The sequence below is a fragment of the Pseudomonas sp. B21-047 genome (assembly GCF_024748775.1).
In the GTDB taxonomy this organism is placed as follows: domain Bacteria; phylum Pseudomonadota; class Gammaproteobacteria; order Pseudomonadales; family Pseudomonadaceae; genus Aquipseudomonas; species Aquipseudomonas capeferrum.
In genome coordinates this window covers 1,952,036-1,969,162 of record NZ_CP087169.1, presented here as the reverse complement: position 1 = coordinate 1,969,162, position 17,127 = coordinate 1,952,036, and the positions used below count along the sequence as shown (strand labels likewise).

The 17,127-nt window shown below is 58.6% G+C and carries 22 protein-coding genes and 2 tRNA genes; 14 read left to right on the top strand and 10 right to left on the bottom strand.

Annotated elements, in window-relative coordinates; all coding sequences use genetic code 11:
• Window positions 1-49: 49 nt before the first annotated feature.
• Window positions 50-334: a hypothetical protein gene (locus tag LOY26_RS09065; protein WP_186663839.1), complete on the bottom strand. Its 285-nt coding sequence runs from the start codon at window positions 332-334 to the stop codon at window positions 50-52.
• A gap of 213 nt (window positions 335-547) precedes the next feature.
• Here LOY26_RS09065 and LOY26_RS09060 point away from each other — a divergent pair.
• Window positions 548-632: transfer RNA gene (locus LOY26_RS09060), tRNA-Leu, on the top strand.
• Between the two features lie 103 nt (window positions 633-735).
• On the top strand, window positions 736-1,149 hold the full coding sequence (locus LOY26_RS09055; RefSeq protein ID WP_033696831.1) for a DoxX family protein: 414 nt from the start codon (window positions 736-738) through the stop codon (window positions 1,147-1,149).
• A gap of 1 nt (window position 1,150) precedes the next feature.
• Here LOY26_RS09055 and LOY26_RS09050 read toward each other — a convergent pair whose 3' ends face one another.
• Window positions 1,151-1,348 carry a hypothetical protein gene (locus LOY26_RS09050; RefSeq protein ID WP_186660090.1) on the bottom strand — a complete coding sequence of 66 codons (198 nt, stop codon included), beginning with the start codon at window positions 1,346-1,348 and terminating at the stop codon, window positions 1,151-1,153.
• Window positions 1,349-1,855: 507 nt separating this feature from the next.
• Here LOY26_RS09050 and LOY26_RS09045 point away from each other — a divergent pair.
• Window positions 1,856-2,134 (top strand): hypothetical protein, encoded by a 279-nt coding sequence (locus LOY26_RS09045; RefSeq protein WP_033696828.1) that lies wholly within the window; start codon window positions 1,856-1,858, stop codon window positions 2,132-2,134.
• A gap of 341 nt (window positions 2,135-2,475) precedes the next feature.
• Here the strand turns inward: LOY26_RS09045 and LOY26_RS09040 are convergent, their stop codons facing one another.
• Window positions 2,476-2,700, bottom strand: a complete 225-nt coding sequence (locus tag LOY26_RS09040) for a hypothetical protein (RefSeq protein WP_186660092.1) — start codon at window positions 2,698-2,700, stop codon at window positions 2,476-2,478.
• 178 nt (window positions 2,701-2,878) lie between these two features.
• On the opposite strand from LOY26_RS09040, the gene LOY26_RS09035 reads away from it, so the two are divergent.
• A complete protein-coding gene (locus LOY26_RS09035) occupies window positions 2,879-3,088 on the top strand; it encodes a DUF6434 domain-containing protein (RefSeq protein WP_186660094.1) in 210 nt (69 codons plus the stop codon).
• 218 nt (window positions 3,089-3,306) lie between these two features.
• Window positions 3,307-5,277, top strand: a complete 1,971-nt coding sequence (locus LOY26_RS09030) for an acyltransferase family protein (protein WP_186660095.1) — start codon at window positions 3,307-3,309, stop codon at window positions 5,275-5,277.
• Window positions 5,278-5,382: 105 nt separating this feature from the next.
• Here the strand turns inward: LOY26_RS09030 and LOY26_RS09025 are convergent, their stop codons facing one another.
• The gene (locus LOY26_RS09025) at window positions 5,383-5,778 is read right to left on the bottom strand and encodes a MerR family transcriptional regulator (RefSeq protein WP_186660097.1); all 396 of its coding nucleotides are present in this window, start codon (window positions 5,776-5,778) and stop codon (window positions 5,383-5,385) included.
• 73 nt (window positions 5,779-5,851) lie between these two features.
• On the opposite strand from LOY26_RS09025, the gene LOY26_RS09020 reads away from it, so the two are divergent.
• Window positions 5,852-6,919 (top strand): SDR family oxidoreductase, encoded by a 1,068-nt coding sequence (locus LOY26_RS09020; protein WP_186660099.1) that lies wholly within the window; start codon window positions 5,852-5,854, stop codon window positions 6,917-6,919.
• A 178-nt stretch (window positions 6,920-7,097) separates the two neighbouring features.
• Complete coding sequence (locus LOY26_RS09015) at window positions 7,098-7,997, top strand: DMT family transporter (protein ID WP_258714614.1); 900 nt, start codon at window positions 7,098-7,100, stop codon at window positions 7,995-7,997.
• A gap of 262 nt (window positions 7,998-8,259) precedes the next feature.
• Here the strand turns inward: LOY26_RS09015 and trbK are convergent, their stop codons facing one another.
• The 3 genes from trbK to sohB all read right to left on the bottom strand — a co-directional run bounded on the left by trbK (window position 8,260) and on the right by sohB (window position 10,040).
• A complete protein-coding gene (gene trbK / locus LOY26_RS09010) occupies window positions 8,260-8,478 on the bottom strand; it encodes an entry exclusion lipoprotein TrbK (RefSeq protein WP_033696822.1) in 219 nt (72 codons plus the stop codon).
• Window positions 8,479-8,792: 314 nt separating this feature from the next.
• Window positions 8,793-8,866 (bottom strand) — tRNA-Cys (locus LOY26_RS09005).
• A 154-nt stretch (window positions 8,867-9,020) separates the two neighbouring features.
• Window positions 9,021-10,040 (bottom strand): protease SohB, encoded by a 1,020-nt coding sequence (sohB, locus tag LOY26_RS09000; RefSeq protein ID WP_186660103.1) that lies wholly within the window; start codon window positions 10,038-10,040, stop codon window positions 9,021-9,023.
• Between the two features lie 198 nt (window positions 10,041-10,238).
• On the opposite strand from sohB, the gene LOY26_RS08995 reads away from it, so the two are divergent.
• The 4 genes from LOY26_RS08995 (at window position 10,239) to LOY26_RS08980 (ending at window position 13,369) form a co-directional block, all read left to right on the top strand.
• On the top strand, window positions 10,239-10,949 hold the full coding sequence (locus LOY26_RS08995) for a histidine phosphatase family protein (protein ID WP_033696819.1): 711 nt from the start codon (window positions 10,239-10,241) through the stop codon (window positions 10,947-10,949).
• Between the two features lie 56 nt (window positions 10,950-11,005).
• The gene (locus tag LOY26_RS08990) at window positions 11,006-11,323 is read left to right on the top strand and encodes an SCP2 sterol-binding domain-containing protein (protein ID WP_186660108.1); all 318 of its coding nucleotides are present in this window, start codon (window positions 11,006-11,008) and stop codon (window positions 11,321-11,323) included.
• 187 nt (window positions 11,324-11,510) lie between these two features.
• A complete protein-coding gene (locus LOY26_RS08985) occupies window positions 11,511-12,578 on the top strand; it encodes a phosphotransferase family protein (RefSeq protein WP_186663844.1) in 1,068 nt (355 codons plus the stop codon).
• A 23-nt stretch (window positions 12,579-12,601) separates the two neighbouring features.
• Window positions 12,602-13,369: an SDR family oxidoreductase gene (locus tag LOY26_RS08980; RefSeq protein ID WP_258714613.1), complete on the top strand. Its 768-nt coding sequence runs from the start codon at window positions 12,602-12,604 to the stop codon at window positions 13,367-13,369.
• On the opposite strand, the gene LOY26_RS08975 is transcribed toward LOY26_RS08980, so the two are convergent.
• Complete coding sequence (locus LOY26_RS08975; RefSeq protein ID WP_258714612.1) at window positions 13,370-14,191, bottom strand: bifunctional 2-polyprenyl-6-hydroxyphenol methylase/3-demethylubiquinol 3-O-methyltransferase UbiG; 822 nt, start codon at window positions 14,189-14,191, stop codon at window positions 13,370-13,372.
• A 55-nt stretch (window positions 14,192-14,246) separates the two neighbouring features.
• Entirely contained in the window at window positions 14,247-14,597 is a 351-nt protein-coding gene (locus LOY26_RS08970; RefSeq protein ID WP_186660115.1) for a hypothetical protein, read from the bottom strand.
• Window positions 14,598-14,711: 114 nt separating this feature from the next.
• Here LOY26_RS08970 and LOY26_RS08965 point away from each other — a divergent pair, with 114 nt between their 5' ends.
• On the top strand, window positions 14,712-15,014 hold the full coding sequence (locus LOY26_RS08965; protein WP_258714611.1) for an RcnB family protein: 303 nt from the start codon (window positions 14,712-14,714) through the stop codon (window positions 15,012-15,014).
• A gap of 10 nt (window positions 15,015-15,024) precedes the next feature.
• On the opposite strand, the gene LOY26_RS08960 is transcribed toward LOY26_RS08965, so the two are convergent.
• Window positions 15,025-16,176 carry a GGDEF domain-containing protein gene (locus LOY26_RS08960; protein WP_258714610.1) on the bottom strand — a complete coding sequence of 384 codons (1,152 nt, stop codon included), beginning with the start codon at window positions 16,174-16,176 and terminating at the stop codon, window positions 15,025-15,027.
• Window positions 16,177-16,400: 224 nt separating this feature from the next.
• Here LOY26_RS08960 and LOY26_RS08955 point away from each other — a divergent pair, with 224 nt between their 5' ends.
• Both LOY26_RS08955 and LOY26_RS08950 read left to right on the top strand, forming a co-directional pair.
• Window positions 16,401-16,589, top strand: coding sequence for a hypothetical protein (locus tag LOY26_RS08955; RefSeq protein WP_186663847.1), 189 nt, complete (start codon window positions 16,401-16,403; stop codon window positions 16,587-16,589).
• Between the two features lie 74 nt (window positions 16,590-16,663).
• A complete protein-coding gene (locus tag LOY26_RS08950; protein ID WP_033696807.1) occupies window positions 16,664-17,050 on the top strand; it encodes a glycine zipper domain-containing protein in 387 nt (128 codons plus the stop codon).
• Window positions 17,051-17,127 lie beyond the last annotated feature (77 nt).

Genomic DNA, 17,127 nt, shown 5'->3' with positions numbered 1-17,127 from the left:
AGGCCTAACCAGCAGTGTCACCCTGCATCCGCCCTGTGGCAACTGTTTGTCAGCGGTCACGGTCGACCAGTACAGGGCTCACTCGACGCGGCAGCGCCACCTTGAGCAGCCACAGGCCCACCAGCAGAATGCCGCCGCCGCCCGCCAAAGCCATCATCCGTTGGGGTTGCGGGTGCTCGGCGTCAAACCCTAGCATCAACAAATAACCGCCGAGGCTGATGAGGCTCACATAGAGAAACGCCCCCAGCAGTGTCACCAGGGCGAACAACAGACGCCATATAAACCGCGGGCGCACCACACGACCGCTAGCATCGGACGAACTGGCCCGAGTCATCGCTTCATAACCATTGGATCCAAATGAGGGGCAACAGTGGCGTAATGACAGCAAGGTGTCAATCACCCATTCGAGCACCCTTCACACCCTTGATCATAGGTGCTGCGGTTGACTCAACTATAACAATGGGTTATAAAGCGCGCTTGAATGCAAGGCTCTTCTACTTAAAAGCATTGACTTAGAAGCATGCCGGTCGCTCAGACCCATTCAAGTGCGAGTGTGGTGGAATTGGTATACACAGCAGACTTAAAATCTGTCGGCGTGAGCCTTGCGGGTTCGAGTCCCGCCACTCGCACCAAATTCCTTCGAAAAGGCGCCCTTGTGGCGCCTTTTTTCGTCCTGCGGAAATTCCCGGCGCAACTGCTAGAGTGGAGTTTGTCCCCGTCCACTGGAACGCCGCCATGCGCTACTCCCTGTTCGATGGTCAACGCGACGTCATCATCCTGATTGCCCGCATACTGTTGATGATTCTGTTTGTTGTATCCGGCTGGGCCAAACTGACTGGTTTTGAAGGTACGGTCAGCTACATGACATCACTAGGCGCGCCTGCGCCAATGCTTGCCGCAGCAGTTGCAGTGGTGATGGAGTTCTTTGTCGCCATCGTGCTGATTCTGGGGTTCTATACCCGCCCACTGGCATTTCTGTTCGCACTGTTCGTGCTGGGCACCGCGCTGATCGGCCACCCGTTCTGGAACATGGTCGACCCCGAACGCAGCGCCAACATGACTCAGTTCCTGAAAAACTTGAGCATCATTGGCGGCTTGTTGTTGCTGGCAGTGAGCGGCCCCGGGCGTTTCTCGCTGGACCGCCGTTGACTCAATCGTCTTCGCAGTCGTCGTGCCAGGCTGGGTGATCACGGTCCTCGTCATCGAGATCATCCAGCGTTTCCTCATCTTCTTCGACTTCGTCTAGCGCGCCTTGGGCATCTGTTTCGTGCTCGATGTCGTCGTAGAGGAATTCGTGGTCGAGCAGGTGGTCATGCTCGGGTTCGTGCAGGTCGTCTTCGTCGCGCATGCTGGCTCCTGGATTGGCGGGAGGCCTATATAGGCTGAACAGTGGGCAAGGTCAATGGATGGCCGCTTAATGCTGGGTTAACCGGGCGCGGGCAGTCTGCAGGCTCTCCCTTCAAGCGTTCCTTGCCCGCCATTTAATGGCGGGCTTTTTTTGCGCGGGGGGTTTGTTGATGACGGGGAAGCACCTGGCTTGAATACCCGCAGCAAACGACAGCCGTATGACACCCTCTTCACATATTATCGACAACCTGCTTGGCACACTGGCCTTGCTCCGTACGTTCTTTAGCCCGCCCATTGTCGGCGGGCTTTTCTTTTGCCGCTTAATAACTGCCTGACGCCATGTTGGGCCTAGCCCCTTTCCTCGCTCCAACCACTATGCGGCGTCACCCAGAAAACACGCTAAGCTCAGCTATCCGATGCCTTGGTAATCGGCGTTTCAACGCGCTTGCCCATCGTCGCTCTGGCGATCCACACCGACGAGCCTATTTGGCTCAAAGAGGGTGTTCCAATGGCGACAATCGAGACAAAAGCGTTCGCTAGAGGGCTGCTGAAGGTTGAAAACGCTTGGCAGGCCTATGTCCTGTCGCGCAAGTCCACCCAGGGGCTTGCCGGCCTGGAGCTGATGGCCGCGCAGGCGGAGTGCGACCGCGACTTTATCAGGTTCCAAAATCAGAGCCAGCAGTTCTACGCCGAAGTGCGCAAGCGTATTGGCGACGCTGAAAAGCTGGAGGTGGACAGGGCGCTGTATCCTCAGCATTTCCCCACACGCCCATCAGCAGACAGCTGAAAGCCCACAAAAAAACCGGCCACTGGCCGGTTTTGCTTTAACGTCTCAAACGCAAGGCCTAGCCCTTCGAATTGGACCACCTGGCCGAAGGCTGCCTGGGGCCGACGCGATCGGAAGCGCCAATACCGGAAGCCACCTCCTGGATGGACCCGCCTTTTGAGAGGAATACTTTGATCTGCTCGTCGAGCCGCAGGTGGGCTTTGTGCGTGGGGGACTGATGGGAGGCATTCATGACTGAACCTCGATAGGGAAGTCACTGGAATGCAGCAACTCGTTTGTCACTATACGCCTCATCCGTCACTGACGGGGTGAATTCCCCTGCCCGCCCCAACTGCCAGCAGCTAAAGAGCCTCCATCCGCCGGTCACCGGAAGGCGGCGGCGCTTTCAAGATGTGGGAAAAGCTCCCGGTCAAGCCGAACCGAAGCTCTTTGGGCATCACGAACGTGAAGTGGATCAGCCATGAGCCATCGCCGAGCAACAACGTTTCGCTTCGGTATCGTAGGACTTCCGCTTCGCTTATGCCGATCGCTACTGCGACTTCCTGATTGCTGGGCTTGCGATCCATTGAGATGACTCCCTCCGACATTGCGCCGGGAAGCCATCAATACTCCTCCTCCGGCTACATAAGCGCTACTTAAAATTTGCCTACCCGTGTGCGGGCACAGAGGGTGCTTACACCGTCAGTGTTCTGCAGCACGAGCAGTGCTACGCTGCGGGCGACTTCGCCACCCAAGGAGCAGGGAATGAGTTTTGACTGGCACGCAGGGCCGATCACCCGTGCAACCCCGCTGGACAAGAACTACCGCAACACGCAGAAGGTCCGGCAGTTCATGGTCGGCGAATGCGGCGATGGCTTCAAGTTCGATCGCACCTTCATGGCCTGGATCAAGGGCGGCGAGCCCGTAACACTGGGCGACGTTGCTGATGAATGGCTGCGTCGAAGAAAGCTATGACGGCAATACCGATTTATTAACTCATCCGCCATACCGTCTAGCTATTCGACACGATGCTGGAAAACGACTTGCCGATTGCAGGAAGTGTCGCCTCGCGATTTATGGAGATAGACAGGGCACATCCGTCGCCGATTTCACCAAGCACAAAAATGCCCGCGAATGCAGGCAAAAAGGTATCATCCGCCGTTTATTCAGCCCCCATGACAGGGAATTCAGAAATGCAAGGCAAACACTTAGCCTATCGACCGGACATAGACGGGCTCAGGGCTCTGGCCGTTTTGGCTGTCACAATTTTCCATTTCAACAAGCAATGGCTCCCTGGCGGCTTCGTCGGCGTTGACGTTTTTTTCGTCATTTCCGGCTTCCTGATCACAGGGATCATCTACGGAAAAGGGCCCCACTTCTCTTTCGCTGACTTTTACGGTCGCCGTGTCCGTCGGATCCTACCTGCAGCTGCATTTGTAACAATCGTCACGTTAATCGCTGGCTCGTTCTTACTCTTGCCTGCCGACGTCAAGTCTCTTTCGGAGTCGGCCATCGGCGCTACCCTTTCTGCAGCTAACATCTACTATTGGCTCTTCCTGGACACGGGCTACTTCGCCGCTTCGTCCGACACCGTGCCACTGCTGCACATGTGGTCGCTCGGCGTCGAAGAGCAGTTCTATCTGATATGGCCGGCGTTGATGATCATCGCCATGAAGGTCGGAGGTAAGCGCCTGCTGGTGGCAGCCGGCGTCATTCTCGCTATCGGTTCCTTCGCGGTGAGTGAGTACTTCCTGGCTCGCGACCCCTCGTTCGCTTATTACATGCTGCCTTCCAGGGCAGGCGAACTTCTGGTCGGTGCCCTTCTGTTCCTGTGGCAGGACTCGCGACGCATCCCTGCCTCCGCTGCCAACGTGGCAGGTGCAGTGGGCCTGGCCATGGTTGCCGGATCGATTCTCTATCTTGACGAGAAGAATGGTTTCCCTGGCGTTCGGTCGATTATTCCGTCCCTGGGCGCGGCACTGCTGATCCTTTCAGGCACTAACCAAAGAAACATTCTATCCAGAATTTTTGGGAACCCAGTCGCCCGTTATGTGGGGCTGCGTTCATTCTCGCTTTACCTCTGGCACTGGCCTGTTCTGGCGTTCTACCGTTACGCATACGGTGAGCCGACGCTGTCAGGTGGCATCGCCTGCGCACTGCTGATGTGTCTACTCACCCTCATCTCGTATCACCTGATAGAGACGCCTTTCAGGGCTCGCACTCCAATGTGGCTGATCACCAAGGCTGGGCCGATCATTGCGACCAGCGCGGGTGTAATGGTACTGGGATACGTCTTGGTGAAGAACAATGGTTATTGGCCAACCGCAGCAGGAGCGGCATACAAGAGAGAAATCTCTTTACACGACTACAACACGAAACCTGCGAGCCGGTTCCCATTCAACTGCCAGATGATGCAGTACGATCCGAAAAAATGGACCGAGGATCAGTGCGTCAATGGTGATAAGACAGTGCCTGCGCAAACACTGCTTTGGGGCGACTCAAACGCAGCGCATTACGTTGGGTATCTGAAGGCCGTAGGAGAAAGCGCTCACTTCTCCATCCGAAATATCTCTCATTCGTCGTGCCCTCCGGTGCGTGATACGAAAGGCCTTCTTGGTCCGGATCGCGCCAAGTCCTGCAATGATTTCAATGAGCGAGCGTTCGCCGAGTCCAAGAACTATAGAACCGTAATCCTCGGAGCATCATGGGCAGCCTATGCAGTGAAAGGCGGGAAGGAAAAGTTCGCCGATACCATCGCTGAACTGGCCGGCAACCACAATCAGGTGATCATTGCCCTAAATGTCCCCGTATTCGTAGGCCTGGACCGCATGTGTACGGCAAAAGCCATTCGCATCCCAGGAATGAACTGTCCAGCAACCGCGATGATTCCAGATCAAGGCGAAAGCGAAGTCAACCTCTATCTCAAGGAACTCGCAAGCCAGTACGCCAACGTAACCACGTTCGATGTCCGGCCGCAAATCTGCAAAAACGGAACGTGCTCGGCTTACGACAAAGATACGCTTCTCTACTTTGACAGCGGCCACATCAGCATGGTCGGCTCTGAGATCATTGGCCGGTCCGTTGTAGAATCCGGTCAAGTACCCCAGCCTATCGCGGCCCTGGGGCAATCCGCTCGATCTGTTGGGCAACACGTCGAAGATTGAACGGATGAGCATTTAAACTGCCATCTCTGCAAGCCCGCCACCTCGGCGGGCTTGCACTTTTACAGTCTGACCTGGCCGGGATGCCTTGCTCTTGCACATTGAGTCTTAGACATGACCATGGTCAGGCAGTTGAGGAATAGTCTGTCCGTTGGCCAAAGCACTGGCTTCAAGCTTCGCACGCTCCGCACTTAGAAAAACATAAGCGGCTTGCAGCGTGGTGATCTTCGTTTGAATCTCGGCCATCTTGGCGGCTACCAAAACCACACCGCGCGCGCAATCGATGTTATTACCCCGCCTGGCCGCAAGAATTTCCCCAATCTCTGCGAGTGAAAAACCTCCGCTCTGCGCACTCTGAATGAAGGCTAAATCGACAACGGTCTGTTCGCTGTAGCTGCGGTAGTTGTTGGCTTGTCGATGGGGCACGATAAGGCCGAGCTGTTCGTAATAGCGCAATGCGTGGCGGCTGATCCCACTCCGGCGCTCCAACTCACCAATGTTCACGGTAAAAAATCCTTGACTGTAGAGTAGGCTCTACACCTTAGCCTGCGCCGATCAGCTAAACAAGGATTCAGTCATGAGTGCGGAATGCTTCATCACAGGTGGCAGTGGGTTTGTGGGCCAACATCTACTGAGCCGTCTTACGGCGAAAGGGCACAAGACCTGGGTGCTTATGCGCACCCCTGGAAACATAAAGCGTCTCAGGGAACAGGTAGGCCAACTGGGAGGTAACCCTGCGCTTATCCATGCCGTTGAGGGCGATATCAGCAGGGAGGGGCTTGGACTCAGCGAGGCAGCCAAGCAAAACGTGTCTTCGGCCACTGTGATTTTCCACCTCGCTGCGCAATTCTCCTGGGGACTGACACTGGAGCGTGCTCGCGCAATTAATGTTCAAGGTGCTCTGAACGTGGCCAAGCTTGCGGCTAGCCAACGCATCCGACTGCTGATGGTGGGCGGTTTCATGCTACAAAACCTCACCCACCTCAACAGTATCGGAGTTGATATCACATGCCCTGAGAACACAGACTGGCCTGCGGTCTACGCCCGTGTAGGTGGCTATGAAGGCAGCAAACTCGAATCCCATTTTGCTGTCATCCGCTACATGCAAGACGCAGACGCGGATTACACGATTGTTCATCCTGCTACGGTGTGTGGCCACAGCGAGAACGGACATATCTTGGAAGGCCAACCGTTTTCCGAACTGATTCGAAACCTGGCACAAGGCCAGTTCAAAGCTGTACCCGGCTCTGTCAGGCATTGGTTACCATTAGTCAGCGTCGATTACCTGGTGAAGATGATGATTTGCGTGGCCTTCGACCCCTTCATGGCCAACCGTCAGGTCCTGGCGCTCTATGAGCGAACACCGAGCTTACAAGGGATGCTTCTGCAGATCGCAAAAACGCTAGACGTCAAGGCACCCCGCCGCCATGTACCAATAGGGTTGCTCAGGTCGCTATTGACCATTCCCGGACTGGCGACCCGGTTCGCGATCAGCGCCGAGTCATTAAATTTTATTCAGGTGCAGCGCTTCGATATGGGTATGAGTAGACAACTGGAACGGAAGTATCAATTAACCCATCCCAACATGACACGTGCTATCGAGAACACGGTGCGCTACGTCAAGGACTACGTGACGAAGCCATAATCTAGCCCTTTACAGAGATGCTTGCCCTCTACGCACATTGGCATTTATTGCTGCCCTTTAGGCACTCTATTTTCTTCGCAGACCAAATAGTTAATTTCAGACCGTTTGGTTGGTTAAAAGGATCGACACTTAGGCTCGCCTACGAGCAATCCAGCATACATTAACAAGGAATGTACTGATGCAATCTCAATTCGGCAAAGGTGTCCTCTTTGCACTTTGCGCCGCTGCACTGAATGCAACAATCGGAGTATTCAGCAAGGTGCTGATGAACAGTGGGTTCAGCCCCAGCAGTATCGCCCTGATAAAGACCGTACTCGGCTGCCTACTGCTGTCAGTCTTGCTGCTGTTCCTCAAGCGGCCCTGGCATACGGCTAAGTGGCTCCATGCAGCCGTCTGCGCCTTTCTCGGCATTTTTGTGTTGTTCCACTTTGAAACCTCGGCCTATAACCATTACGCCGCAGCGGGCGTGGTGGTGATCCTGATGGCAAGTGCTTCCATTTCTTCGTTATTACTGGGCCGGATAGTCCTCAAGGACCCAATCACCGCCAACGCAGCGGTAGGTGCCGGATTGACGATAGCCGGTATTGCCGTGGTTTTTGGAGCAGACCTGGAACAAGGTTTTTCGCTGCAAGGCGCAGTGCTCGCGTCGATTGGAGGCTGCGGTTATGGTGCGTTTTCGGTTGCCATGAAGCGCATGGGCGTTTCTGGAGGACTGCATTTCACTCGGCAGCTATTGTTTTTCGGGAGTCTTTACCTGCTGATGCCGGCTGCAACCAATGGGTTCATCATGGGAGAGCTGTCACGGGTGGCGGTCATGGCTTTGGTGGCCCTGGCTGCATTGCCGACCATCCTCGGTTTCTTCTGCACCACCAAGGCCATCGAGTATTTAAAGCCATCACAAGTTCAGGCACTGGAACTGACTGAACCGCTGTTTGCCGCACTTCTGGCGTTCGTGGTCCTTAATGAGGTACCGCGAGACACGTTGTACTGGGGGGCCGGGCTCATCCTCACTGGACTGTGTTTCTCAAACGAATTGATCCGATTAGGCAAGAAGACAGTACAGCCGTCTACGGTGTAATTCGCTTTTGGAGTCAGCACTCGGCGCACACACCAAGCGCATCTATCGCCGAACGGGTGAGCGCGTAAGCCCCACCAAGCAATGGCCAGATTCGGAAAGGCTCGTTCTATTCGACCCACAAAGAAAAACCCCGCAAACGTTAACCTGCGGGGCTTTTGAATGTGCAGGCCGAGGTCGGATCGAACCGGTGTAGACGGATTCACCCTCCCGGAAAACGAAAACGCCACCTGATGAGGCGGCGATGACTGACGAAGGACGGGCGTTACCAGGTCTTCGGCTCTGACTTCTTGTACGAGCCACCGGTCATGCACTTTTCGACCAGGTCTTCCCGGGCCTTGTTGTCTGGAAGCGTTTTGAGGTAGTCCGGCTGGCAGTGTTCGGCAGTGGGCTCGTAGGCGGCAGTATCGGCGGCTTCTTCTTTGCAGCCGGCCAAGCCCATAGCGAGTGCAGCAGCGAGCATTGTGGTAAGGGTGCGCTTCATGAGGTTCCTTCCTGTGAAATGGGCGGGCGTTATACCAAAAATCGAAATGCCCTGCAAAACGTGGCGCAGTGCCAACAACCAGCCAGCGCCCTACCCTATCCAACCATAACGCCTCACCAGAGATGGCGGCACCTGCATCATCAATTCCATGCGCAGGGACGATATGGCGCGCGTTTACCGCCGCGTCGGCGCCATCGCCAAGCCCTCAAAAGGCTGAAGTTTCGGAACTCCACCTCTGTAGTTTCGGAACCCCTGTCTTTTTCGACCCACAAAGAAAAACCCCGCAGACGTTAATCTGCGGGGCTTTCGAATAATGGAGGCCGAGGTCGGAATCGAACCGGCGTAGACGGATTTGCAATCCGGAGCATAACCACTTTGCTACTCGGCCTCAAAGTTTGGAGTTAGCCGCTTTCGCTTTGCTATCCCCTTGAAACACTGAACCTTTTTCAAAGTTCGCTGCGTTTCGATGGGCGCCATTATGTCTGCATTCAATGAACCTTGCAACCCCCTGAACAGAAAAAAATTTCAAGGGGTTCAAGGTGTTAGCGCAAGCGGCCGAGTTTGCTCCAAAGTCCCACCACGGTGTTCTCCACCGTGCCGCTGGCGGCCATGCCGATGCGTTCCTGCAGGCTCTTGCGCTCAGCAAAGTGCAAGTGGAACAGGTTGGCGTTGCGGGCGCGGTCGCTCAGGTATTCGTCGCTGGTCTGCAGCTCGTCCACCAGCTTGCGGTTAAGCGCTGCCACGCCCAGCCAGACTTCGCCGGTGGCCACTTCGTCCATGTGCAGCTGTGGCCGATAGCGGGCGACAAAATCCTTGAACAGCTGGTGGGTGATGTCCAGGTCTTCCTGGAACTTCTCCCTGCCCTTCTCGGTGTTTTCACCGAACACCGTGAGGGTGCGCTTGTATTCGCCGGCGGTGAGCACCTCGAAATCAATGTTGTGCTTCTTCAGCAGACGATTGACGTTGGGCAGTTGCGCCACCACACCAATCGAACCCAACACGGCAAAGGGTGCGCTGACAATCTTCTCGCCAATGCAGGCCATCATGTAACCACCGCTGGCAGCCACCTTGTCGATGCACACGGTCAGCGGGATGCCTGCCTGGCGAATACGCGCCAGTTGCGAAGCGGCCAGGCCATAGCTGTGCACCAGGCCACCGCCGCTTTCGAGCCGCAGCACCACCTCGTCACGCGGGGTGGCGAGGGTCAGCAGGGCGGTGATCTCGTTGCGCAGGCTCTCGGTGGCCGAGGCTTTGATGTCGCCATCGAAATCGAGCACGAAGACCCGGCTCTTTTCTTCAGCCTTGGCTTTTTTCTGCTGTTTTTCCGCCTTTGCCTGCTGCTTGCGCAAGGCCTTGAGCTGGGCCTTGTCGAGCAAACCCGACTCCAGGCGCTCGCGCAGCTCTTTATAGAACTCGTTCAGGCGCGTGACCTGCAGCTGCCCGCCCGGTTTGCGCCGCCCTTTGCCGCGCAAACCGGCAATAGCCGACAACACCACCAGGATGGCGATCACCAAGGTGGCGGTTTTAGCGAGAAAGCTTGCGTATTCGGCAAGAAACTCCACGTTGACTCCTTCAAAGACTGGCGCCAGTTCAGCGCGTAACTGCTACAAGCATACCGGTGCGCCTGAGGCGCTGCCAGCCGGTGTAAACGCTGGCAACACAGTTCAAACAACCTTTTCAAACGCTTGTATGTTTTTTCGTTGACAGCCTGTGTGGCACATCCTAACCTCGCAGCAACCTCCAACAGGCCGGATACCTTCGTGGGCAACCTCTACCTGATCCGACATGGCCAAGCCTCCTTTGGTGCCGAAGACTACGACGTCCTCTCAGCCGTCGGTGTGCGTCAGAGCCAGGCCCTGGGCGAACACCTGGCTCAGCTCGGTGTGCGGCTGGATCGTTGCGTGGCCGGCGACCTGCGCCGTCAGCAGGATACCGCACGCCTGGCGTTGGAGGCCTTGCACGCCAGTGGCTGCGCGGTACCGGCTGTAGAGACCGACGCGGCGTTCAATGAATTCGATGCCGACGGGGTGATCCACGCCCTGCTGCCGGGGCTGATGGAGCACGAACCCAACGCCCTGCACATCTTGCGCAATGGCGCGCAGCACCGCAGTGAATTCCAGCGCCTGTTCGCCTTGATGGTGCAGCGCTGGCACGATGGCGAGCATGCCGACGACGGCCTGGAGACCTGGCAGGCCTTCACCGCCCGCGTCCAGAAGGGCTTGCAACGTGTGCTCGAAGCCGCAGGCAGTGGCGACAACATCGCCATCTTCACCTCCGGCGGCACCATCGCCGCCCTGCTCCACCTGGTCACCTGCATTACCCCCAGCCAGGCTTTCGCACTGAACTGGCAAATTATCAACACGTCGCTCAGCCAGCTGAAGTTCCGCGGCCGCGACGTGGCACTGGCTTCCTTCAACAGCCAAGCCCATGTGCAGCTGTTGAGGGCGCCGGAGCTCATCACCTACCGATGAGCCCGGCTTGTTGTGTCCCTGCGGGGACGTGAAAATCACTCTATAAGGAATGCGCCATGACCTCCGTAGCTGATGCCGTTAAGAAGATGCAAGAGAAGTTCAACCCAGCCGCTGCCGCCGGCCTGGACCTGGTGTTCGGCTTCGACATCACCGACGAAGGCAAAAAGTACGCGCTGATCGTCAAAGACGGTACCTGCGACATCCAGGAAGGCGAGAACCCAGACGCCAACTGCACCCTGGTGCTGGACAGCGAGACCCTCAAGGGTATCGTCAGTGGCGAGACCGACGGCATGCAGGCCTTCATGGGCGGCAAGCTGCGCGTCGAGGGCGACATGATGCTGTCGATGAAACTGAGCGAGCTGTTCCCTTCCTGAGTGACGGGCACGCCGAGCGATGAAAAAACCGAAGCCTGACCGGCTTCGGTTTTTTTTTGCCCACCCCATCAAGGCGATTGATCCACTTGCAACACCCTTGTCTATATGACTACTAGGACGCTTGTTCCAGTTCCCGCAGGCCATTAAATTAGCCAATAGTCCTTGCGATCGATTATAAGGAAAACGCATGACGCTCACCGATCAGTCCACCCAGGTACGCCCCGGCGAAGAACTCGACGCGGCCGTCATCGACCCTTATCTCAAGGCCCATATCCCCGGCCTGGCGGGTTTGCCGAGCATCAGCCAGTTCCCTGGCGGCGCCTCCAACCTCACCTACCTGGTCAGCTACCCGGGCCGCGACTTTGTACTGCGCCGGCCGCCGTTCGGCCACAAGGCCAAGTCGGCCCACGACATGGGCCGCGAGTTCCGCATTCTCAATCAGCTCAACGATGGCTTCCCGTACTGCCCCAAGGCGTACGTGCACTGCACCGACGAGCGCCTGATAGGCGGCGAGTTCTACGTGATGGAGCGGGTCAAGGGCATCATCCTGCGCTCGGACATCCCCGCTGAACTCAACCTTGACGTTGCCAAGACCGAAGCCCTGTGCAAAAGCTTCATCGACCGCCTGGTGGAACTGCACCAAGTCGATTACCAGGCCTGCGGGCTGGCCGACCTGGGCAAGCCGGAAGGCTATGTGCAGCGCCAGGTCGAGGGCTGGACCAGCCGCTATGCAAAAGCTATCACCGAGGATGCGCCACGCTGGGAGCAGGTCATCGCCTGGCTGCACGAGAAGATGCCCGCCGACCATCCGCGCCCCGGCATCGTGCATAACGACTACCGCTTCGACAATGTGATCCTCGACGCCGACAACCCGATGCGCATCATCGGCGTGCTGGATTGGGAGATGGCCACAATTGGCGACCCGCTGATGGACCTGGGCAACAGCCTGGCCTACTGGATCGAAGCGGGTGACCCGGCGCCGATGCAACTGATGCGCCGCCAACCCAGCAACGCCCCTGGGATGCTGAGCCGTCGCCAGTTCGTCGATTACTACGCCGAGCGCGCCGGTATCCGCCTGGACAACTTCGATTACTACTATTGCTATGGCCTGTTCCGCCTCGCCGGCATCGTGCAACAGATCTACTACCGCTACTACCACGGCCAGACCCAGGACAAGCGCTTCGCTCAGTTCATCCACATGAACCGGCTGCTGGAGCAGATGGCCTTGAAGGTCATCGCCAACACCACGCTCTGACGACAGACAACAAGGAAAACAGCATGTCCAAGACCCACTTGTTCGACCTTGACGGCAAGATCGCCTTCGTTTCCGGCGCCAGCCGCGGCATCGGTGAAGCCATTGCCCACCTGCTGGCTCAGCAGGGCGCCCACGTGATCGTCTCCAGCCGCAAGCTGGACGGCTGCCAGCAGGTCGCCGAGGCGATCATTGCCGCGGGGGGCAAGGCAACTGCAGTGGCCTGCCACATCGGCGAGATGGAGCAGATCCAGCAGGTGTTCGCCGGTATCCGCGAACAGTTCGGGCGCCTGGATATCCTGGTCAACAACGCCGCCACCAACCCGCAGTTCTGCAACGTGCTGGACACCGACCTGAACGCCTTCCAGAAGACCGTGGACGTCAACATTCGTGGTTACTTCTTCATGTCGGTGGAAGCCGGCAAGCTGATGCGCGAACACGGCGGCGGCAGCATCATCAATGTGGCGTCGATCAACGGCGTCTCGCCGGGGCATTTCCAGGGCATCTATTCGGTGACCAAGGCGGCGGTGATCAACATGACCAAGGTCTTCGCCAAGGAATGTGCGCAGTTCGGCATCCGCTGCAATGCGCTGCTGCCAGGCCTGACTGACACCAAGTTCGCCTCGGCACTGGTGAAGAACGACGCCATCCTCAACGCTGCCCTGCAGCAGATCCCGCTCAAGCGCGTGGCCGACCCCAAGGAAATGGCCGGCGCGGTGCTGTACCTGGCCAGCGATGCCTCCAGCTACACCACCGGCACCGCACTCAACGTCGACGGCGGTTACCTGGCCTGATCAGGCCTTGATTGCCTGCAGGGTGTAGCTCAAAGGCAGGCGTGACGGCTGCTGGCGCAAGCGCCACTCGCCGTCGGCACCTTTGTCCATCTGGCCCGGCAGCGCCTCCCAAGGGATACTCTGGTGCTCGACCAGAGCTGTCAGTTGCAGCCCATGCGCCAGCAACGCACTGATCACCTCGCCCAGGCCGTGGTTCCACTCATGGGTCTCGGTATGGACCAGGCGCTGATCGGTTTCGACGTACGTCTGGTCGTTATGCCAGACCGTCGGAGTGTCGTGCTCGAAGTACGGATACTCGATCAACAGGCGGTCCTGATGGTCTTCGTTGACCGCCATCAGCATCGGGTGGCCATCGCGCAGGAACAACCGCCCACCCGGTTTGAGCAGGGCTGCCACCGTACGCGCCCACGGTTCGATGTGGGGCAGCCAGCAGAGTGCGCCGATGCCGGTATAGACCAGGTCGAAGCTACCTGCGGGCAACACCTGGTCGGCGGCATAGACATCCGACTCTACATAGTCGATCGGCACCGCGCAGCGCTCGGCGAGTGCCCGCGCCTCGGCCAGCGAAGCCCCGGAGTAATCCAGGCCGCAGACCATCGCGCCCAGGCGGGCGAGCGAGAGGGTATCGGTACCGATGTGGCACTGCAGATGAACGGTGTTGAGCCCGCTGATATCGCCTAGCAACGGCAGGTCGAAGCGAACGGTTTCGGAAAGATGCGCCGGGTGCTCGACGAGCCGTTCGACCTCATAGTCTTTCGAGGCCGCATGCAAGGGGGCTCGTTCGTCCCAACTGCTGCGGTTGAGTTGCAGTGATCGGTCCATGCTTACGTCCTTGTCTACGTGTCGGGTCTCGGCAGCCCTGGTCAGGCCTTCATCATTACAGGCAGGTCGCCGCCGCCGCGCGCCGCTGCAGGGCCACACTGTCATTGTTTTGCGCGTAGTAGTCGACCCGCGTTCCGTCTGCTTGCGGATAGATATCCACGAACGCTTCGGCATCGCGGGTATACACCGTGAAACCACCCTGCTTGCGCGGCTCCAGGTAGCCACTGGCATCAACCCCGAACACCGCCTCTTCCTGCCAGCTGAACTGGATGCACTGGGCCACCAGCGCGGGCGCCTTGTGCGAATCGAGCTGCGCGGTCGGCTTGCCGCCACGTGCCGTTTCCATGGTCGCAGAAGCACAACCGACCAGCATCAGTACCGCGGCCATCGGCAGAATTGCTCGCATGTTCAACCCTCAGGGCAAAAAAGAAGGCGACTCTAGCACTGGCAGGCACCGCGAGTGAATTGTTGGCGGCACGCCGCTGTCGCAGTAAGGACATGCCGTCACAAGGAAACCGCCATGAAACTGCATCACCTGCTGCCTTCACTGCTGCTCGCCGCCCTGCCCTGCCTACCGCTGGCCGCCTCTGCCGTGCCCTCAGCCGAAGAAAGCATCACCGGGCCGGAAACCCACAACCGCGAACTCAAGGTAGGTGACAAGGCCCCCGACCAATACAAACGCGATGACCAGACGGTAAAAGACTGGAAAGCCAAAGGCCTGCCGGCCCCCGAAAAGGAAAGCCACTGGGTGCGCATGGGCGAGCACTATGTGCTGGTGCAGATCACCAATGGTGTGGTCCTGGCCATCCACCCCGCGTCCTGACCCTGCCGAGCTACACATAGGCCGCCATGTGCACCGTGTTGCGCCCGGCGGCCTTGGCCTGGTACAGCGCTGCATCGGCCTGGGCAAGCAGGCTGGCCGTGTTGTCGTTGGCGCCGGGCACACTGCACCACAATCCGACACTGAAACGCAGCTCGATTTCATCGCTGGCAAAGCGTGCGGGGCTGCGGGCAATGGCCTCACGCAAGCCCTGCAGCGCCGCCATTGCGCCAACGCGGTCGGTTTCGGGCAACAGCAGCAAAAATTCCTCGCCGCCATAGCGGCCCAGGCTATCTCCCTGACGCAAGCGTTGCTGCAACTGGCGCACGCAATGGCACAGCACCTCGTCACCGGCCAGGTGCCCGTACAGGTCGTTGATGCGCTTGAAGTGATCGATGTCGATCATGGCCACGGCCAGGCTGCTCTGCGCGTCCCGGGCGCGGTCCAGCTCGACGACGAAGCGCTCGAGGATCGCCCGGCGATTGTAGGTACCCGTGAGCACATCGCGCAGGGCCAGGTGCTGCAGGCGTGATTCGCTGCGTTCCTTTGCCATCAGCACCAGCCCGATCGAATACATCATCACCGTGGCCGTGCCGATTGCCACCGAAATGCTTTGCTTGAGGTTACTGGTGTCGTAGCGCATTTCCACGGCCGTGCCATTGGCCACAGCCACGGCGCGCATGCCCAGCCCGACCAGGCTGATCAGCGCACCGATCTGCAGCAGCAGGTGCGCCCTACCCGGCCGCTCGACGTAACGCCGCGCCCAATACAGGATCATCGAACACTGCAGCATCAGCACCAGCGTCGCCAGCAACATGCGGGGCTCAAGGGTATCGAGCAGCAGCATCAGCCCCAAAAGCATGACGGCGGGAATGACGAAGATCATCCGCCACGGGATCGCTTGCTCGCGCACCCGGAACAGGCTGGCCGAATAGAACGCCAAGGCCAGGGACAGCAGGCTGTTGCCCAAGCCATAGCTGACCCACAACGGCGCTTGGGCATAGAGCGTGTAGCACACATAGGCCAAGGCATGCACCAGCAGCCCGCAACCGGTCAGCATCAGGTTGTCGCGGCGGTTGCTGCGCCCGACCAGCAGCAGGCAGAAGGCCAGAATGGTTGCAACCAGGGCAACGGCGGCGAACAACGTGGGGGTGTGGGCGATCATCGTGATTCACCGTGTGGCAGTTTGCCGTCTTGGCTGCGGCTTGCTGTGCAGTTTAGTGGCCGACCCGCGGCTCGGCCATGACCGAGCGGGACAGAACAGCAGCCGGCAGGCACGCCGCCGATCGCGCGCCTGACAAAATTTTGCCTGCCAAGGAAACCAAATGGACCGTTCCCAGTCTCAGGAAGTGCCCCGTAAACCTTTGCGGATCAAGGACCTATATCGTGATGACCCGCCTTGCAAGCTTCTCGTTGGTTGCCGCCATCCTGCTGACCGCTGGTTGCCACAGCCATCGCTACCATGACGACGACGATGGCTGGCGTGATCGCGACCGTGGCCAGCGCCACCATCATCGGCATGACCGCGACGATGACGATGACCACCGTCAATACCGCGGTGACCGCTACTACCGCTGAAGCGTCTTTGCACCCCTGACCCGCCGCCCGTTGCGCGGCACCTTTACCTGATGATTCCTTTTGAGGTTCGTACCATGCGTCTGACTCTGCCTTCCCTTGCTCTCGGCCTGCTGCTGTGCCAGGGCGCTTTCGCCGGTGACGGTACCGCCGCCATTGGCGGTGGCCTGGGTGGTGTACTGGGTAACGTTGTCGGTCAACAGATCGGCGGCAGCACCGGCGCTGCGATTGGTGCCGGTGTCGGCGGCGCGGCCGGCAGTGCGGTAGGCGCACGCAAGGGCAACCGCACCGAAGCCGCCATCGGCGGTGGCCTGGGTTCGGCGGGTGGTTCGCTGCTGGGCGGCAAGGTCGGTGGCTCTGCCGGTTCGACCATCGGTGCCGGCCTGGGCGGTGCTGCAGGGGGTGCCATCGGCAACCACCTGGGCGACAACAACGGCAAGAAGCACCGCCGTCACCGCCACTGATCCAGGTGACCAAGGGGTTGCTCGGCAGCCCCTTTTGCTTGTGAAACCCTGCAACACGTCAACACACCCTTCACCGC